Annotated in this window: 14 protein-coding genes; 4 read left to right on the top strand and 10 right to left on the bottom strand. The window is 31.4% G+C overall.

Translation table 11 applies throughout. The features are described 5' to 3' along the window. Nucleotides 1-15 precede the first annotated feature (15 nt). The 4 genes from D1816_RS03070 to D1816_RS03055 form a co-directional block, all read right to left on the bottom strand. Entirely contained in the window at nucleotides 16-2,688 is a 2,673-nt protein-coding gene (locus D1816_RS03070; RefSeq protein WP_118501143.1) for a TonB-dependent receptor plug domain-containing protein, read from the bottom strand. Continuing rightward, nucleotides 2,685-3,605 (bottom strand): FecR family protein, encoded by a 921-nt coding sequence (locus tag D1816_RS03065; RefSeq protein WP_118501142.1) that lies wholly within the window; start codon nucleotides 3,603-3,605, stop codon nucleotides 2,685-2,687. The genes D1816_RS03070 and D1816_RS03065 overlap by 4 nt, the downstream gene beginning before the upstream one ends. 66 nt (nucleotides 3,606-3,671) lie before the next feature. Continuing rightward, complete coding sequence (locus tag D1816_RS03060) at nucleotides 3,672-4,190, bottom strand: RNA polymerase sigma factor (RefSeq protein ID WP_066310718.1); 519 nt, start codon at nucleotides 4,188-4,190, stop codon at nucleotides 3,672-3,674. Nucleotides 4,191-4,254: 64 nt separating this feature from the next. Then, complete coding sequence (locus tag D1816_RS03055) at nucleotides 4,255-4,845, bottom strand: hypothetical protein (RefSeq protein WP_118501141.1); 591 nt, start codon at nucleotides 4,843-4,845, stop codon at nucleotides 4,255-4,257. Between the two features lie 323 nt (nucleotides 4,846-5,168). On the opposite strand from D1816_RS03055, the gene D1816_RS03050 reads away from it, so the two are divergent. After that, complete coding sequence (locus tag D1816_RS03050) at nucleotides 5,169-6,503, top strand: hypothetical protein (RefSeq protein WP_118501140.1); 1,335 nt, start codon at nucleotides 5,169-5,171, stop codon at nucleotides 6,501-6,503. 99 nt (nucleotides 6,504-6,602) lie between these two features. Here the strand turns inward: D1816_RS03050 and D1816_RS03045 are convergent, their stop codons facing one another. The 4 genes from D1816_RS03045 to D1816_RS03030 are packed head-to-tail and all read right to left on the bottom strand — an operon-like array spanning nucleotide 6,603 to nucleotide 12,141. Further along, a complete protein-coding gene (locus tag D1816_RS03045) occupies nucleotides 6,603-8,057 on the bottom strand; it encodes a polysaccharide biosynthesis C-terminal domain-containing protein (protein WP_118501139.1) in 1,455 nt (484 codons plus the stop codon). A gap of 46 nt (nucleotides 8,058-8,103) precedes the next feature. Then, on the bottom strand, nucleotides 8,104-9,387 hold the full coding sequence (locus tag D1816_RS03040) for a glycosyltransferase family 4 protein (RefSeq protein ID WP_118501138.1): 1,284 nt from the start codon (nucleotides 9,385-9,387) through the stop codon (nucleotides 8,104-8,106). A gap of 9 nt (nucleotides 9,388-9,396) precedes the next feature. Next, a complete protein-coding gene (locus tag D1816_RS03035) occupies nucleotides 9,397-11,838 on the bottom strand; it encodes a YfhO family protein (protein WP_118501137.1) in 2,442 nt (813 codons plus the stop codon). 33 nt (nucleotides 11,839-11,871) lie between these two features. Beyond that, nucleotides 11,872-12,141, bottom strand: coding sequence for a DUF4834 family protein (locus tag D1816_RS03030; RefSeq protein WP_066310746.1), 270 nt, complete (start codon nucleotides 12,139-12,141; stop codon nucleotides 11,872-11,874). A gap of 100 nt (nucleotides 12,142-12,241) precedes the next feature. Here D1816_RS03030 and D1816_RS03025 point away from each other — a divergent pair, with 100 nt between their 5' ends. From D1816_RS03025 to D1816_RS03015, 3 genes are all read left to right on the top strand, one after another. After that, on the top strand, nucleotides 12,242-13,912 hold the full coding sequence (locus D1816_RS03025; RefSeq protein ID WP_158597779.1) for a transporter: 1,671 nt from the start codon (nucleotides 12,242-12,244) through the stop codon (nucleotides 13,910-13,912). A 137-nt stretch (nucleotides 13,913-14,049) separates the two neighbouring features. Beyond that, a complete protein-coding gene (locus tag D1816_RS03020; RefSeq protein ID WP_066310754.1) occupies nucleotides 14,050-15,168 on the top strand; it encodes a GTP cyclohydrolase in 1,119 nt (372 codons plus the stop codon). Between the two features lie 233 nt (nucleotides 15,169-15,401). Next, a complete protein-coding gene (locus tag D1816_RS03015) occupies nucleotides 15,402-15,620 on the top strand; it encodes a hypothetical protein (protein WP_066310757.1) in 219 nt (72 codons plus the stop codon). 68 nt (nucleotides 15,621-15,688) lie between these two features. Here the strand turns inward: D1816_RS03015 and D1816_RS03010 are convergent, their stop codons facing one another. Continuing rightward, nucleotides 15,689-16,948, bottom strand: a complete 1,260-nt coding sequence (locus tag D1816_RS03010; RefSeq protein WP_118501135.1) for an aminotransferase class I/II-fold pyridoxal phosphate-dependent enzyme — start codon at nucleotides 16,946-16,948, stop codon at nucleotides 15,689-15,691. Nucleotides 16,949-17,222: 274 nt separating this feature from the next. Then, on the bottom strand, nucleotides 17,223-18,263 hold the full coding sequence (locus tag D1816_RS03005) for a PLP-dependent cysteine synthase family protein (protein ID WP_118501134.1): 1,041 nt from the start codon (nucleotides 18,261-18,263) through the stop codon (nucleotides 17,223-17,225). Nucleotides 18,264-18,273: the final 10 nt, after the last annotated feature.

Genomic DNA, 18,273 nt, shown 5'->3' with positions numbered 1-18,273 from the left:
CACGACATAAAAAATTTAAAAATTAAAACGCATGATAACATCTGGAGTAAATGTTAAAGACCTATTTTGAGAAGTTCTCACAAAGTTTCCATCAACATCTTGATCTCTTGATAATCCTTGGGAAATTATATTTTTTCTGTTATAAATATTTCTAAAAGATAAGCCTACCATACCTTTCCAATCTTTTTTCTTATTTAAATTAAAACGATATAAAGCAGATGCATCTAATCTATGATAATCTTTAAACCTATTAGCATTAATTCCTTTTGAATCTATGCTAACGCCATCTTCCTCACCTATAGTGCGAATAAGTCCTGTAAAAGGAACTCCAGAGGCGTAGTTCCACCCTAGAGCAAGTTCCAGCTTATTTAATTTTAAAGTTTGAGAAATATTAAATACATGACGTTGATCAAAATTCCCTGGAAAAGAAGTTTCTTGTATACCAGGAAACGTAACTAAAGTCTTGCTAAGTGAATAGCCTACCCAGAATCTATAATTTTTAATTCTTTTCTTTATCAAAAGATCAAAACCTATTCGTTCTTCTTTTCCCGTTTGAAAATCAACTTCATTGTCATCGTCTATTAGACCTAAAAAAAAATTATTGACTGATGTAATATCAACAAGTTTTTTATAATACGCTTCTAAATCAAAATTCCATCCTTTGTAAGTATATAAAGAACCTATAGTAAATTGCCTACTTTTAATAACAGGGAGTTCAAAATCAAAATCATCTCCTATTTTGCCAGATAGTACCCATGCATTATCTGCTACCGGTAAACTACTCACCTCGTTTAAGAGTGTACCAAAAGTTTGAAAACGGTTAAGTTGTTGATTTTTTAACTCGACTGAAGTCGTAAGTCTAAAATTTTTAAAAACTTCTTTTGAAGCAAAAATTCTTGGTTCAATAAAAAATTGATCTGTATTACTTAAATATGAATTCCTAATACCAAGATTGATATATGATTTAGAAGATGTATAGGTATACTCCGAATAAAAAGTATGGTTATTACCACTACCATTAATATCGCTTTCACTTTCGACAAGATCTACCGAAACCCCATCTTCAGAAAGAAAAAACTCCTTCAATTTATACTTTGCTTCATTATAAACAAATTGATATCCTACTCCTATAGCATGTTTTTTTGCTATAGGTATATCAAGAGAAAACTCTGCCCCTATATCTTTTACAATGTTATTTTCGGAAAAATCAAAAGTAGTATTCACACCACTAGCTGTATCCACACCACTAGCTGTATTCACATATCTAGTATCATACGAAGAAAAATATACATTAGCTTTTTGAATTACATTTGTGGAATATTTATTAACCCAATTAAAACTAGCACCTGCATTACGTATCTTAAATATATCATTTACTTCATCCAAATTTGCTCCTGAAATTGCTGTAATCCCTGTTGTATTTCTCGTATTGTTTAATCTGTTTTCTGCAAATATTGTACTAAACTTAACCTCGTTCTTGTCATCAGGTTTCCATATCAACTTAAAATTAGTATCTGAAAAAGAAAAATTATCTTCTCTCGTTTCATTTTCATCAATTACTTCTTCATTAATATCTGGAATATCACCACGAGTATTTTGAAATACTTTTCTAACTAAATTATTGTAGGTAATATTTTGATATATATCTGTAGTCGATCTTCGACCTGCTAGCATGATACCAACTTTATCTGATATAGGCACTTTAGCAAAAAGATCCCCATGAGTGAAATTAGCTCCTCCACCCACTTTAACTCGATCAAATAGATCATCATCAGACTCTATTATTACGGCACCCGATATTCGATCTCCATAACGTGCACTTGTACCTCCTCTATAGACCGTTACGTTTTTAACAATGAAAGGGTTAAACGTGGATATTTGATTAAACAAGTGGCCATTATGATACATCTTTATACCATCCCATAATACTAAATTCTGGTCTGGTGTACCTCCTCTAATATGTAAACCTGCAGGATCTTCAGATGGACTACTGATACCAGGTAAGAGTTGTAAACTCTGTAAGACATCAGGTTCTACTAATCCTGGTAAAATACGAAGTTTCTTAGTCGATACATTTATAGAGGCATCTTCATTTTTTTGAACCCCGGTAGTTAAATATTCTTGGATAACTACTTTGTCTAAGCTCTGGATTTCTGGAATTAATCGAATCGTATCACATGCACCAGATCTAAAATCAGAAACACTCATCTTTCTAGTCTTATACCCTAAATATGATATAGCAATAGAGTCCCAAGGCTTTAATTGTAGTTTAAAAATCCCTTTTTCGTTGGTGACATCTATTGTTTTATTGCTCTTTATGATATCTGCCTGTATAAGTTCAAATGTTGAAGTGTTATCGATAACCACCCCACAAACATCTATTACAGTTGGGTTTTCAACCAAGATATAACTGGATGTATCTACTTCTTGTAATAAAAATTTGGTTTGTTTTTTTATTATCGTTTTTAGTTGATCTATAGAAATTTTGTTTCTTTCTGTTTTAACATTGATCTCTTTAATCAACTCAACATCAAAAGAAAAACTAAATCCATATTGATTTTTAAATGCCTCAAATAGATTTGATATAGACTCTTCACTATTGACATCGATACTTCTGTTCTCCTGTTGTGCATAACAAGAAAATTTACCAAAAACTATTAAAAAAAAAATGAATTTAAAATCTATCACTTATTTTGTAACTCTATAGTCTTTTTATTTTTAAAGGTATAACGAATATTCATAGGTTCAAAACTAGTTTTTAAAGCTTTCTTAAGATCGTCATGACCAAAGAATCCGGTAAATAATCGATTTAAGTCTATATCCTGAGTATTTATTTTAACATTATACTGTCTTTGTAATTCTTGTATGACTTCGGATATAGGAACTTGATCAAAACTACTTGTTCCATTTAGCCAATCCGGTTTCAATCTCGTAACATCAAAAAGTAGTAACGATTCTTGTCCAATAGATTTTGTTCCTTTACCTGCGGTAAGCACAACTACACTTTTATCTTTTGTTACCTGAACTTTTCCTTCGAAACAATGTACCTCTAGCTTTTTATCTCTTGCATAGACATCAAATTCTGTACCTAAAACAGCTATATTCCCATTTTTAGTTTGTACTGTAAATTTTGACCCTTTAGCTACATCAAAAAATGCCTCTCCTTTTAGTGTAAGCACTCTATCTTCTTCAAATGTATCTTTATCATATGTAATAGCAGAATCGGCATTTAAGGTAACTATAGAATTATCCGGCAAATTGATAATTCTTGTTTGCGCCATATCAGTACTTATTTCTGAAGCATCAAAAAACATGACACGTAAACCAAATAAAACAACCACAACAGCAGCAGCACTATACAACCATGTTCTTAGTTTAATCACTTTAGGTGCACTAGGCTCTTTATAGGTCTTATTAAACTCTTTTTGGTTTTTTAAACCTTTATCAATATCAAATACGGGTCGATCAAAACGATCTACAGCTTTTACAATATCTTTATATGCAAGATAATCGTCTGAATCTTCAAACATATCTTTTTCTTCACTAGAAAGATCATCTGCCAACCATCTTCCTAAGAAATCATCTTCATTCATATCTTTTTTCATAAACTTTTCTTTAAAAATTGGTCTACTGATTTATTTTGGGGGTATATTTTTAATAAAACCATAAAATTATAAGTTAGAGGTTTTTAATTTTGTTCGTAATGACACTAATGCTAAATGCATTCTTTTTTCTACAGCTTTTACTGATATATCTAGCATTTCAGCAATTTCTCTATACGTTTTCTTTTCTATACGATTTAAAAGAAATACTTCTCGCTGTCCTTCTCTTAATTCACTAATGGCATTGTTTAACTTCTCCATAAACTCATTTTCTTCCATTTGAAATTCTGGAGATTCATTAGTGTATGTTTTTTGCTCAATAGATTGATACTTTAAAACTGTTTTTTGATGAAGTACAGCATTAATAGATGCATTTTTTGCTATTTTATACAAGAAACTTTTTGCCGCTCCAAATATAATATTTGAGCAATTCACCCATAGTTTAGCAAAACTATCCTGAACTATATCTTGTGCTTTTTCCATATCACCATATTTATAATAAAGGTAATAGCATATTTTTTCTGCATGCTCTCTATATAATTGTTCATATACCTTTTCTTCACAAACGCTGATCTCTTTTTCTGGCATTTTAAATATTTAAGTTGTGCATATTTACGTAAAAATCTAATTTCTTTTGATTAATTTACAACTATTACCAAGAATATCCTATTAAGAATTTTAATCTTGGGTTAACTATTTCATCTCTATATTTAACTTTAGAAATAGAAATTCTACTATCTATTCCTCCTGCTACTTCTATAATAAAGCCTTTTAAGCTTTGTATAAATACCCATTGATACCCAGTCATAACTAACCCTCCTGTTCCAAAAACTTCAATAGTTTTATCTATTTTCAATATGATATCTTTATATTTTAAGTAATCATAAAATTTCAAAACTCCTACACCTGCAAACCAGCCTTGAGGTGCTTTCTTCGCTTTTAAAAGGTAAAATCTAATTTCAGATTCTAACAATACATTATATTCTGACATAAAACCTCTTTCATTAGTTACCAAATTAGATTTGGTATACGCTTGTGACAAGGTAAAATTCAATGTTCTTTTTGGATGTATTACTCTTTCATAACTAAAACTTATTTCGCCTACCAATGCATTAATGGGTGAAAACTTAATGTTATTTTTTGATATAAATTCATGGTTTTCCAATTCTACAACACCTCTATTTTGTGCTTTGATCGATAAAACCATTAACATTGTAATTATACTTAGCGTAATTTTTTTCATACACTCCTATTTATTATATCACAATAAACTTTACACCCCTAAAACAAACCAATGAATAAATACCCTACCAAATTTTTAAAAAAAGCTCAAATATTTTTAAATAAGGATATTAATTCAATCCTAAAGATCATATTTAGTCAAGAGCAAAAACTCTAAAATTTTTAAAAAAAACCAACAAACAACTAATTAACAGCTATTTAAATATTCCCTACAACTCTTTTTAAGTATTATTTTTTAATGCGTAGCAATTTTGGCACGTTGCTTGATATTATACAAGTGAGTATCAAATCACAAATTGATATCCTCACTTAAAATCAAGAATTATGAAAAATTTTGTTTTACTTTTTACAGGTTTATTATTAGCAACGTTTACTGCTAATGCATCAACAACTAACGAGTCTTATACTCGGTATAACTACGGAAAATCATTTATTTTCTCTGAAGGGGGAGTTGATTTCTCTATTTATGCAGATGGCCAATTTGATTTCTATCTTAATGGACGAAGAGGAGGAATTAGTGTTGGCGTAAATACACCTGGAGTAAATATTAGTTTTAATTCTGGTTATGACTATGATGCTTATGTACAATATGATGATTATGGAGCTGTTGTGCAAGTTGAAGAAACTCCTATTTTTTATGATCATTATGGAAGGATCATACAGGCGGGTGATGTATTTATAAACTATAACAATTATGGTCGTATTTCTAGAGTTGGAGGTTTATATGTTCACTACAACCGTTATGGTAATTTTTTAAACTGTACTGGGTTTATTAATCGTTACAATAGGCATTACGTTTATAGACCTTTCCACGCTTACTTTACAGTACCTGTAGTTAGCAGATGTATCGTATATGATAGACCATACAGAAGATATTATTCTCCTTACAGATGTTCATATAGTGTGTATAGATCTAATTATTATAATGGATACTATAACAGACCGTACAGAAGTCGTGATTATTACAGACCGTACAACAGAGTAACTAGTTACCATAGAGGGTACAGAGGTAATTCTGCTAGAAATCTTAGTTATAGAAACAGAGATCATAGAGCGGCAATGTATCAAAGAAATGATCGTAACTATAGTAAGACATATAGAAGTAGATCAAATTCTTATGCATCAGGAAATGCGACTAGAAGTAGAGGAAACAATGCTTATGGAACAAGAAACTCAAGTAGATCAAATTCTTATGGATCAAGAAGCACTACAAGAAGTAGAGGTAATAATAGTACTTATGGTACGAGAAATACTACCAGAAGTAGAGCTAACAATGATAACTCAAGAAATTATACAAGAACCCGTTCTGTAACCTCTAATAATACTAGAACCAGAACAAGTTCTCCTGCAAGATCAAGAGTACAGTCTAAGCCAAGAAGTACATCATCTTCTGGATATAATAAACCAAATACAACTAGAACAAGAAGTACAACAGCTAGAAGGTCACAGAGTCCAAGCAGAAGTCAGACACAAAAAGCTAGAACTTCAAATAGAAATTACGCTGGTAATGTAACAAAACGTTCTAATAACAGTCAATATAGAAGTAGAGGAACAAGTTCTTCTAGATCAAATGCAAATAAACAAAGAAGTAATACTTCAAATAGATCAGCAAGATCTTCAAGTACAAGTAGATCTCGTACATCAAGAAGTAGAAGCTAGAAAATATATAACAACATTTAATTTTTTGGTTGGTTAGTTGGAAAATCCCCTAGAGTTGTATGCTTAAGCACCTCGGGGGATTTTCTTTATGGTTATAACCTATCTTTTAAATATGTTATTGATCAATTTATTTAAATCTGTTGACATTTTAGTAACATAGACTACGAAACCATAGGTAATCCCTATTAGAATACTTTTTAAAATTATATTTATTATAGGATGAAAATGAAATTCCCAAAAATAAAATGCAAATACAAAAGCTATAATTATAAAAGCTGTGAAAAAAGTATGATTTGAAAACGGATGCATTTTGAACTTACTTTTTACTATCAATAATTTTGCAACATTATAACAAAATACTGCAATAAAAGTGGCAATAGCAGCACCGGTTATACCAAATTGTCGAATACATACTATATTTAACACAAATGATAGTAACGCCATCCCTACCCCAATATACAATACAAGTCTATAATGATCAGAATTATATAATATGGAATTATTATTACCCAAAAAATTATCAAATAACTTAGAACTTCCTATCAATATAATTACCCAAATAAGTAATTCATAATTATCAGGAATGACATTGAATAAAGCGGTGACATTACAAATAATAAGAATAAATAGTAAGCCACTAATAATTAAAAGGTTTAGAGAGCTCTTTTTATACAATTCTCTTAGTTGATCATAAATTCGTTCATTAATTAATTTTGCCGTTAACGGATATGTTATTTGGTGCATCGCACGAGAAGGAATAATTATAACACTGGCTATATATGCACAAATACCATATTTAGCCACATTCTCTATCGCAAGAAACTGCTTTATCATAACTTTATCTAGATCTATAAGCATCGAAGCAACAGAACCAGCTATAAGTATAAGAAAAGAATACTTTAGCACCGATATATAATTGTTCGGTAAAGCAAGTTTAAAAGTAACAGAATGCAAACTCAATGCATAGTACATCATGATTAACATTCTTAAGACATATACAGTAATTAAAGCATAAATAAATTGCTCTACACTTATCACTTGATAATAGACAAAGAACAAAAGAATAAAAGTTAAAACTCTAACAAATAATTCTTTCATTAAGTTTCCAAAGACACTTTTAAGTTTTACTTTACACCATGCAAAAAACACCTCAAAATATGACATAGCGATAGCTAAAACAAAAATTGTCCATATATATGGTTTTGCAATAGCATCTTCATCACTTACAAAATCAAGAATAGTGCTATAAAACAGTATTCCCAAAAGTCCCAGAAAAATGGCTATAAAAAAAGGAAGCAACAACATTTGACTCAAAAACCTGTCTTGTTGGTCCTTATTTATATATGACGAAAAAAACTTTATCAGTGTGTTATGCACTCCAAAAGCCATTAATGGCCATATAAGGTTAGAAGCAGAAATCAGGTAGGTAATCATACCATAATACTTCTCATCCATAAAATTGGTAAACAAAAACAACGTATTTACTGCACCCACACCAAAGCCCAGACAAGTAATTATTACATTTTTTATAGATTGATTAACTACAACTCCCATTCATTAAGTAAATTATAAATGTAAAAAGTTTTAACTTGATACATTACTATTTAGATTCTTTAAGTAAATCCGCCATTACTTTTGTAAGTTCTTTGCGACTATACTTATCAATATTACGAACATTTGAGGTTAATTTACCTTGTTGAAACATTTTAAAATACGCTAAGATTTGTTTTTTAAGCTCTTCGTATTCATGATATTCAAAAAAATACCCTGAATTTGTTTCTGATATAAGCTTTTGGATATCAGCATTTTTTGGACCAAGCGCAACAATTGGTCTCTTTGAAACCATATATTCAAACAATTTACCCGGAATTATACATTGTGTCTCGGCACTATTAATCTCTATAAGTAATAACACTTGAGAACTTCTTTGTATTAAAATAGCATCTTTATGTGAAACATATCCTTTTAGAGTTACAAAATCTGATAATCCTGCTTCTTTTATAGTTAACAGCACTTCATCACTTACAGCACCAACAAGTTGTAGTTTAAACAATTCGGCAAAGGAACTATTTTCTTGTGTTAGTTCATATAACGCTTTCCATAGATTTTTAGGGTTACGTCCAGATAGTAATGAACCGATATGAGATATTGTAAAGTCTGAATCCAAAATTACTTCTGAGATAGTTTCAATATCAAATCCATTAGTAATTACATCAATCGGTTTGCTTGTGATCTCACGAAACTCTTTTGCTGTAGTATAACTAGTGACTACTATCTTGTCTGCTTGTTTTAAAACCTCTTTTTCTAGAAATTTATGTCGCTTAATTGATCTATTTGTTAATTTAAGCTTATCATGATATCCAATAGTCGTCCAAGGGTCTCTAAAATCTGCAACCCATTTAACTTTAATTTGTTTTTGCAGCGCAAGACCTATTAAGTGTACACTATGAGGGGGGCCTGTTGTTATAACTGTAGTAATATCATGTTCTAAAATGATATTTTTTAGATAGCTTACAGAAGGTTTTACCCAGAATTTTCGGGCATCAGGAATAAAAAAATTTCCACGAATATATAGTAATACTCTTTGGATAAATGACTGTTTCTTCTTAGCCGTTATAATACCCTTACTAATCGTTTTAGCTTCTTTTTTTGAAAAAAATTCTGCAAAACGATAAGGCTCAAATATTTTGTGTTTAACTATTGTAATATCTTTAGGAATATCGGTCAACAAAGAATCATCATTCATAGGATATGTTGGATTCTCAGGTACATATACAATTGGTTCTATATCAAATTCTCTAAAGTACTTAACAAATTTAAGCCAGCGTTGAACCCCTGGGCCTCCTGCCGGTGGCCAATAATATGTAATAATTAAAACCTTCAAACTATCATCTTACTTATCAACTTGTGATAAAGATAATAAACTACCAGTCTTTTTGTACTGAAAAAACAAGGCTCCTATAATAAGTATGAGAAGAATAATAGAACTCGTAAGAGTAATGGCGCTTCCTGTTTGTACTACTTTAGGTTCAAACTTAAACTCTATGTTATGTTTCCCTGCAGGTACTTTTAATCCTCTAAGCATATAATTTACAGGATATATAGTTTGTATCTCCCCATCTATATAAGCATTCCACCCATCCTTATAATAAGTTTCAGAAAAAACAAGAAAACCAGGATTAGCAGCATACACATTATATGCTAAATGGTCTGGTAAAGTTTTAGAGATAGCAGCTGTGGATACACTATCTTTTAACAGTTTATAACCTTCTAGATCTTTTTGGAAATCTTTTCGAATAACAGCAGTTTTTTTGGTATCAATAGTATTAAGTGATTCAAATTCTTCTTTATATCCATTTACAAATTGTAATTTTTCTACGAACCAAGCTGCTCCATTAGCCGATGGGTTTTGCTGCACTTCTAACTTTCGATCTTTATTTTGTTGAATCACATACTTTACATTAAGCATATTGATTACTTCCAAATTACCTTTTGCAATATGGCCAAAGTATAAATCTTCCATTTTTCTTGGTCTTACCGCAGTATATCCATTTATAGAATTAAAGAAATAATTCGTATGTGAATTATTAAAACCTCGAGCTTGATCTAAAACCCTATAATATGATTTATCTTTTAATATTTCTTTATCAACAGCTGTCGCTTGAAAATAATTTTTGTATTCTCTTTTTGAGATAAAACCTTCATCATTAACACTTCGTTTATCTACCGCAACTAAGTCTATTAAAATTAGTAACCCAACTCCTATCAATGCTATATTTTCAGAAACCTTTTTCTTTAATGTAAACCATAGCACTCCTCCAATTAAAATAATAAATAGTAGAGACCTTAAACTATCACTTTTCATAATAGTTATTCGATCTTCTTTTATCGCATCAAAAATAGTAGGTTGTTCTATTGCTAATTGCAATTCTGAAGGAGATTTAAAAGAAAATAAACTTCCTCCAAAAAGCCAAAAAATCAAACACAATCCTCCAAAAGTACCAATGGTAATTAAAAACTTCTTCTTTCGTTCTTCAAATGAAATTTTATCATTAAAAAAACTATGAATACCAAGAACTGCAGCAATAGGAATCAATAATTCTAAAATAACCTGAATACTTGAAACTGCTCTAAACTTATTATACAGTGGTACATAATCTATAAAAAAGCGTGTTAGAAACTCTAAGTTTTTACCCCAACTTAATGTTAGAGACAAAATCATTCCTGCCAAAAGCCACCACCTAAGTCTTCCTTTAATCAATAGCAATCCTAATAATGCTAAAAATACTACTGTAATCCCTAAGTAAGGAGGTGCTTCTACAAAAGGTTGTGCTCCCCAATATAAACCTGTGACGTTGGCGTAGTAATCAGCTTGTTCTCTTGGTTGCCCCATAGCTAACAATTGCTGGTAAAACGCTGACTCTTCACCTAAATCTGATGCTCGTCCTAATCCCATTAACTTGGGAACAAAAAGGTTGAGTGATTCTAGTACCCCATAACTATATTCTGTTATATACTCATAATCTAAGCCATTTTTTTCAGACGAAGTTGCGCCTGCATCAGCTAATAAGTTCTTACCACGTATACTAGTGTCTACATATTCTGAAGTTGACAATAATGTAGTTGCGTTAGTAGCTAACCCAAAAGCCACGGCAACAACTAATATACCAACAGATTTAAAGAAATGCGGAATTTCTTTTTTCTTGAAAGCATCAATAAAATAGACTATTCCCATCACTAATGTTAATAATCCAAGATAATATGTCATTTGATAATGATTGGCTTGTATCTCTAGCCCCATGGCTATAGCGGTTAACAAAAAGCCTACTATATATCGTTTTTGAAATACTAATAAAATACCTGAAAGCACCAATGGAAAATATGCAATAGCATGTGCCTTAGAATTATGCCCTACTCCTATGATAATAATTAAATAGGCTGAAAACCCAAAAGCTAATGCTCCTAAAATTGCTATTTTCCAAGGAACACGCATAACAAGCATTAAAATATAAAAACAAGTTAGGTATAAAAATAAATAATCTGCAGGTCTTGGTAGAAAACGGATCAAGCGATCTAATTTATCCATATAATCATGTGGAAATCGAGCTCCTATTTGATATGTTGGCATACCACCAAATGCAGAATTATTCCAGTATGTCTCTTCTCCGGTAGATGCCCTATGATCTTTTTGTTGTTTCGCCATACCTTCATACAGCTTAATATCATTTTGGTACAACATCTTACCACTAAGCACAGGAGTGAAATAGGCCAACGAGGCAATAATAAAACCTAAAATAACAAGAATGTGTGGTACTATTCTTTTGATGTGAGACATGATTTGTGCAAGTTTACGTATTGAAGCGCCAAATTAATCAATTTCTTCAAAATCGATATATTCTCCTACATCTTTATTAGAAGAATTTTGTTTTGGTTTCTTATCAATTGTAACTTCGCCATCTGTAGATTGACGTGGTGGTGTTTGCTGGTTAAATTGCTGTTGAAATTTCTCTCCAGCTTTCTTTGTTACATATCTAAGCAATACAGGACCAAATAAACGCGTTAGTACTTTTAGTCCATAATATATAAGAACAAGAATGAAAATTACCTTTAACACCCCTGTCACAGAAGCTTCTTGCATATTAATTTTTTTCAAAAATAAGGAACTCTATATACAATTACCCCCATTCAATCCTAAAAAAATGATAAAATCTGCTATATTTGAACCAAATATATCGAATATGAGCCCTAAATCTATTCTGCTGTTAGTCTCCTTTTTTTTATTGGGAGTATTGGCTAACGCACAATATACCGAAAAAATTAATTCAAATAGACCTGGTACTTCACAAGGGGCTTTTTCGGTTGGTAATAATGTTTTACAATTAGAAGGTGGCTTTGGCTTTGGGAAAGAAAAGCACAAAATTTTAGACACTAAAACTAATGTTTTTAACTTCGACTACTCTGTACGTTATGGCCTTCTTATAGAGCAACTTGAAATCAGGTTAAATGGTCGATATAGAGCCGATGGGGTAACGCAAACTATTGGAGCTAATCAACAAAAAATAAATAGAAGTAATTTTGAGATTAATACAATTGGTGCTAAATATCTCATTTACGATCCTTATAAGAGACCTAAAGAAAATGATTCTCTTAATTACGAGAAACTAAAAAGTTGGAAAGAACACTATAAATTTAGATGGAAAACTTTAATTCCTGCTGTATCTGCATATGCGGGAGTAAATTTTATAGCATCTGATAATCCCTTTACTTTCCCAGGTGACGCCTCAATAAGTCCTAAATTTGTAATTGCTGCACAAAATAACTGGACTACAAATTATGGTGGAGATTGGGCTTTTGTTACCAATCTTATTGTAGATAAAGTCACAACCGACAACCCTGCTTTTGGCCTTATATTAACCGCTACGCATACTATAAATGAGACTTGGGCCGGTTTTATAGAATATGAAGTTCAAAAGAGTGATTTTTATAGTGATAATATCATGAGACTTGGTGGTGCTTATTTATTTGACCAAGATTTACAATTCGATGCTAATATTGCATTTAATTTTAAAGATACTCCTTCTATTTTCACCTGTAGCTTTGGAGCATCTTATCGATTTGATTGGCACAAGAAAGATGAAATTATTGAACAACCAGGCCTTGAAGGTGGTGTAAAAGATAAGGAAGAGGATGAAGAAGAACTAGAAGGTGAAGAAGGTCTTGAAGGAGAGCTTGAAGAAGGAGAAGAAGAAAATGATAGTATTAAACCTAGAAAAACGTCATTTATCAATGATTTCGAAGATGATAGTTTTAGAGATGAAATGGAACAAGATCTTGATCAAAGACGAACAGACGAACGATTAGAACGTGAGCGTATCGAGCAAGAAAAAGTTGACAAAAAACAAGGTAAAAAATTCAAAAAAGAAGAAGCGAGACGTCTGAAACGTGAAGCTAAAGAAGCTAGAGCTGCTGAAAAAGCTGCACTAAAAGCCGAAAAAGAAAAGGCTAAAATGATTGAAGATATAGATGCCGAACTTGACAAAATGGAGGAAGACAAAGGTGTTGACCAAGAACTTGAGGATTTAGACAAACAACTCAAGGAGCTTGAAAAAATGGAAAATGACCTAAATGCCGAAGAACAAAAAGAGAAAGAAGTTAAGAAAAAAGAAGTAGAAAAAGCTGAGGAAGTCGATGTAGATGCCGAGTATGACAAGTATCAAAAAGAGCAGGAAAAGAAAAAGAAAGACGAAGAAAAACGAAGAAAGAAAGAGGATAAAAAACGTTTAAAAGAAGAGAAGAAACGAAAGAAAGAAGAAAGTAAACGTAAAGCTCAAGGCAAAAAAGACAAAAAGAAAGAGCAAGAAAGTGACGATAGTGAAATAGAGAAAGAATTAGAAAAATTCGACATATAATTATTTTGATAAGGTGTAAATTAGAAATTTCAGAAATATTTATATCAAAAACTCGATCATAGTTAACAAAATGATCTGTGTCCATTCTTAATATTTAATAAAAGGGTTATATATTTGCTATGAATTAGAGATGATATATGATTACGATTAAAGAAATTACATCTAAAGGAGATTTAACCACGTTTGTTAAGTTTCCTTTTGAATTATATAAAAATTCCCCATATTATGTTCCATCCATCATTAAAGAAGAGGTGGATGTAATGAATCCTAAAAAAAACCCTGTCTTTAGAAATGCAGAAGCGAGGTATTTTTTAGCCTATAAAGACAATAATATTGTTGGTCGTATTGCTGCTATTATCAATTGGATAGAGGTAAAAGAACAAAAGAAATCTAAAATACGTTTTGGATGGTTTGATGTAATTGACGATATCGAAGTCACCAAAGCACTCTTAAGTAAAGTTTCTGAATACGGAGCCCAGCATAATTTAGAATATATGGAAGGGCCTGTTGGGTTTTCCAACATGGATAAAGCTGGAATTCTAATTAAAGGATTTGATGAGCTTAATACAATGATCACTTGGTATAATTTTCCTTACTATGCCGAACATATGGAGCAACTTAATTTTGAACCTGCCGCTACTTGGGTAGAGTATAAAATTAAGATTCCTAAACAGACTAAAGAAAAAGTTATTAAATTTTCAAGAGTAATTAAGGAACGTTATCAACTTAAACTTCTAAAATTTAAGAAAAGTAAAGAGATTCTTAAGTATGCCGACGATATGTTTGATTTACTTAATAAAACATATAGTAGTTTACAAACTTTTGTTCCGATACAACAGTATCAAATAGACATGTATAAGAAGAAATACCTACCCTATTTGAATCCTGAATATATTACCTGTATCGTTGACAAAAACGATAAGCTTATTGCTTTTTCTATTGTAATGCCTTCATTTTCTAAGGCTCTGAAAAAAATGAACGGAAAAGTATATCCACTTAGATTTTTACACATCTTAAAAGCACAACGCAGAAATGATACTGCTGCTTTTTATCTTATCGGGATTGATCCTGAGTACCAAAACAAAGGTGTTACCGCTCTTATTTTCAAGGAAATGAACGAAGCTTTTCTTCGAAATGGAATTGAAATGGTAGAAACAAATCCAGAATTAGAAGAAAACAAGGCTATTCAGGCACTTTGGAGCGATTATGAGCACGAACAACATAAGATAAGAAGGACTTTTAGAAAAAGCTTATAATCTTTAAATTCGAACTACTCTCAACAATTATTTGTTCTTCAAAAACAAACTAGCTTAAATTCTATTGGAATAGTTGAACGCTATTTTTTTGTTATAAGTTTATCAGTATACACATATTATATAACTTATATTTAACGAAGTGCATTTAGATATGTTAGTATATTTAAAAAGTAATTATTGAGATTTAAATACCAAGAGTCTCGTAAAAGCAATAAATCTTAAAACCCATTCCAATGTTAAAAGAAATTTTAAAATTACAAGGAGTTCAAAAACTAGCAAAACGGCAACAAAAGAATATCCATGGAGGTGATGCAACATTTCCAGATAATGGATCACAAGGTCCTGTTTGCTTCGTTGGACCATTTAAATTAGATTGTTCAACAAATGCAGATGGACGGTGTACATGTATCAATGGAAAATGTGTAAAAGGTCCTAGCACACATTGCAGATAGAAAATGACCCAATAAAAAAAACCGCTAAAAATACTTAGCGGTTTTTTTCTATTTATATTTATGTGTCACTATTCTCCCATCGCAGCAGCAACAGATGCAGACATACGTTTGTACGTTCCGTTTTCTAATCGTTCACGAATCGCAGAAAAAGCAACAAGTGTTTCTTCAATATCTTCCATAGTATGTGAGGCTGTAGGGATTAGTCTTAATAAGATTAATCCTTTAGGAATAACAGGATATACTACTATAGAACAAAAAATTCTATGATTCTCTCTCAAATCTTTAACCAACGCCATTGCTTCAGGAATACTTCCTTTTAAGTAAACAGGTGTAACACAACTTTGTGTAGTTCCTAAATCAAAACCACGGTCTCTTAATCCATTCTGCAATGCATTAACATTTTCCCATAGTTTTGCTTTTAACTCAGGCATAGTTCTTAACATATCTAAACGTTTAAGAGCACCTACCACAAGTTGCATTTGCAATGATTTTGCAAACATTTGCGAACGCAAATTATATTTTAAATAATCTATAATTTCTTGATCTGCTGCTATAAAAGCTCCTGTACTTGCCATAGATTTTGCAAAAGTTGCAAAATATACATCTATGTCATCTTGAACCCCTTGCTCCTCTCCTGTTCCTGCTCCTGTAACTCCTAATGTTCCAAAACCATGAGCATCATCTACAAATAATCTAAAATTATATTTTTCTTTTAAAGCAACTATTTCTTTTAACCTACCTTGCTCTCCACGCATACCAAAAACACCTTCAGAAATTAACAAAATTCCTCCTCCAGTTTTTTCGGCCATTTTAGTGGCTCTCATCAAGTTTTTATCTATACTCTCAATATCATTATGTCTATAGGTATATCGTTGCCCTTGATGTAATCTAACTCCATCAATAATACACGCATGAGCATCTACATCATATACAATAATATCGTCTTTGCTAACCAAGGCATCTATTGTTGACACCATACCTTGGTACCCAAAATTTAATAAGTAAGAAGCTTCTTTATTTACAAATTCGGCAAGTTCATCCTGTAATTGTTCATGAAGATCGGTATGACCACTCATCATTCTTGCTCCCATAGGATATGCAGAACCGTAAGCAGCTGCAGCTTCTGCATCTACTTTACGTACTTCTTCTTTATTAGCTAATCCCAAATAGTCATTGATACTCCAGGTAATAACTTCTCTCCCTTGAAACCTCATTCTATTTGATATTGGACCTTCTAACTTAGGAAAAACAAAATATCCTTCAGCTCTATCTGCCCACTTTCCTAATGGCCCTTTGTCTTTGTAAATTTTATCAAATAAATCTCTCATTTATCAAAAAATTGTTTCTTATAAGTTTGCGAAAATACGGAAAATTGATTTGATGGCATAATTATATTGAAATTCACTTTTACAAAGTTTAATTTTAACAAATCACAATTTTGCAAAAGTATTCTACAGTAATTATTTTATTGATTTCCTGTAATTTAGTAAATATAATTGACTCCAACAATTGGGGAAATAGCACATTACGATGATCAAACAACTATAAAAAAAGCATCCCAAAGAATTGGGATGCTTATAAATCTTATATTTTAAAGAAGTTTTACTTAATAAACTCTACTTTTTGTGCATCAATTTCATTCTTGCTATCAAAGAATCCTTGTTCGGACATCCACTCATCACTAAATACTTTACTCATATATTTAGAACCATGATCAGGTAAAATGACAATGACATTACTGTTTTCATCAAATTCTCCTTGTTCTGCGAATTGTTTGATGCCTTGTAAAGCTGCTCCACTAGTATATCCTAAAAACAGACCTTCTTTTTTTGCAAGTTCTCTTGCTGTATGTGCACTATCTTCATCACTAACCTTTTCAAATTTGTCAATAACATCAAAATCTGTAGCCGTAGGAATTAAATTTTTGCCTAGTCCTTCTATCCTATAAGGGTAGATCTCATTTTCATCAAATTCTCGTGTCTCATGATATTTTTTAATTACCGATCCGTATGCATCTACTCCTAAAACACGAATTTCACTATTTTTTTCTTTCAAAAATCTTGCTGTACCAGAAATAGTTCCTCCAGTTCCACAACAAGCTACGAAATGTGTTAGTTTTCCATTGGTTTGTTCCCAAATTTCCGGGCCTGTAGAATTATAATGCGCATCAATATTTAATTCATTAAAATATTGATTTATGTATACTGAACCTTTAATTTCTTCATGTAATCGCTTAGCCACTTGATAATAAGATCTTGAATCATCTGCCGATACATGCGCAGGACATACATAAACTTTAGCGCCCATATTCTTGAGCATTGCTATTTTATCATTTGATGATTTAGAACTTACTGCAAGAATACAATCATAACCTTTGATAACACTTACCATAGCTAAACTAAAACCAGTATTACCACTAGTAGTTTCTATTATTGTATCACCGGGTTTAAGAATTCCTTTTCTTTCAGCTTCTTCAATAATATAAAGTGCAATTCTATCTTTGGTAGAGTGCCCCGGGTTAAAAGATTCTACTTTGGCATAGTAATTACCCGGTAAGCCTTTTATAATTCTGTTTAGCTTTACTAATGGTGTATCACCGATAAGCTCCAGAACATTATTATAAGCCCTTATTTCTTCTCTCATATAGTTGTAT

It is taken from the genome of Aquimarina sp. AD10 (genome assembly GCF_003443715.1).
Taxonomy (GTDB): domain Bacteria; phylum Bacteroidota; class Bacteroidia; order Flavobacteriales; family Flavobacteriaceae; genus Aquimarina; species Aquimarina aggregata.
The sequence above is the reverse complement of the archived record's forward strand: the minus strand, read 5'-3'. Positions and strand labels throughout refer to the sequence as shown.

Coding starts and splice junctions, on each gene's coding strand:
- D1816_RS03025 (WP_158597779.1), top strand. CDS start 12,242: ATGAGCCCTAAATCTATTCTGCTGTTAGTCTCCTTTTTTTTATTGGGA.
- D1816_RS03005 (WP_118501134.1), bottom strand. CDS start 18,263: ATGAGAGAAGAAATAAGGGCTTATAATAATGTTCTGGAGCTTATCGGT.
- D1816_RS03010 (WP_118501135.1), bottom strand. CDS start 16,948: ATGAGAGATTTATTTGATAAAATTTACAAAGACAAAGGGCCATTAGGA.
- D1816_RS03015 (WP_066310757.1), top strand. CDS start 15,402: ATGTTAAAAGAAATTTTAAAATTACAAGGAGTTCAAAAACTAGCAAAA.
- D1816_RS03035 (WP_118501137.1), bottom strand. CDS start 11,838: ATGTCTCACATCAAAAGAATAGTACCACACATTCTTGTTATTTTAGGT.
- D1816_RS03020 (WP_066310754.1), top strand. CDS start 14,050: ATGATTACGATTAAAGAAATTACATCTAAAGGAGATTTAACCACGTTT.
- D1816_RS03045 (WP_118501139.1), bottom strand. CDS start 8,057: ATGGGAGTTGTAGTTAATCAATCTATAAAAAATGTAATAATTACTTGT.
- D1816_RS03055 (WP_118501141.1), bottom strand. CDS start 4,845: ATGAAAAAAATTACGCTAAGTATAATTACAATGTTAATGGTTTTATCG.
- D1816_RS03030 (WP_066310746.1), bottom strand. CDS start 12,141: ATGCAAGAAGCTTCTGTGACAGGGGTGTTAAAGGTAATTTTCATTCTT.
- D1816_RS03050 (WP_118501140.1), top strand. CDS start 5,169: ATGAAAAATTTTGTTTTACTTTTTACAGGTTTATTATTAGCAACGTTT.
- D1816_RS03060 (WP_066310718.1), bottom strand. CDS start 4,190: ATGCCAGAAAAAGAGATCAGCGTTTGTGAAGAAAAGGTATATGAACAA.
- D1816_RS03065 (WP_118501142.1), bottom strand. CDS start 3,605: ATGAAAAAAGATATGAATGAAGATGATTTCTTAGGAAGATGGTTGGCA.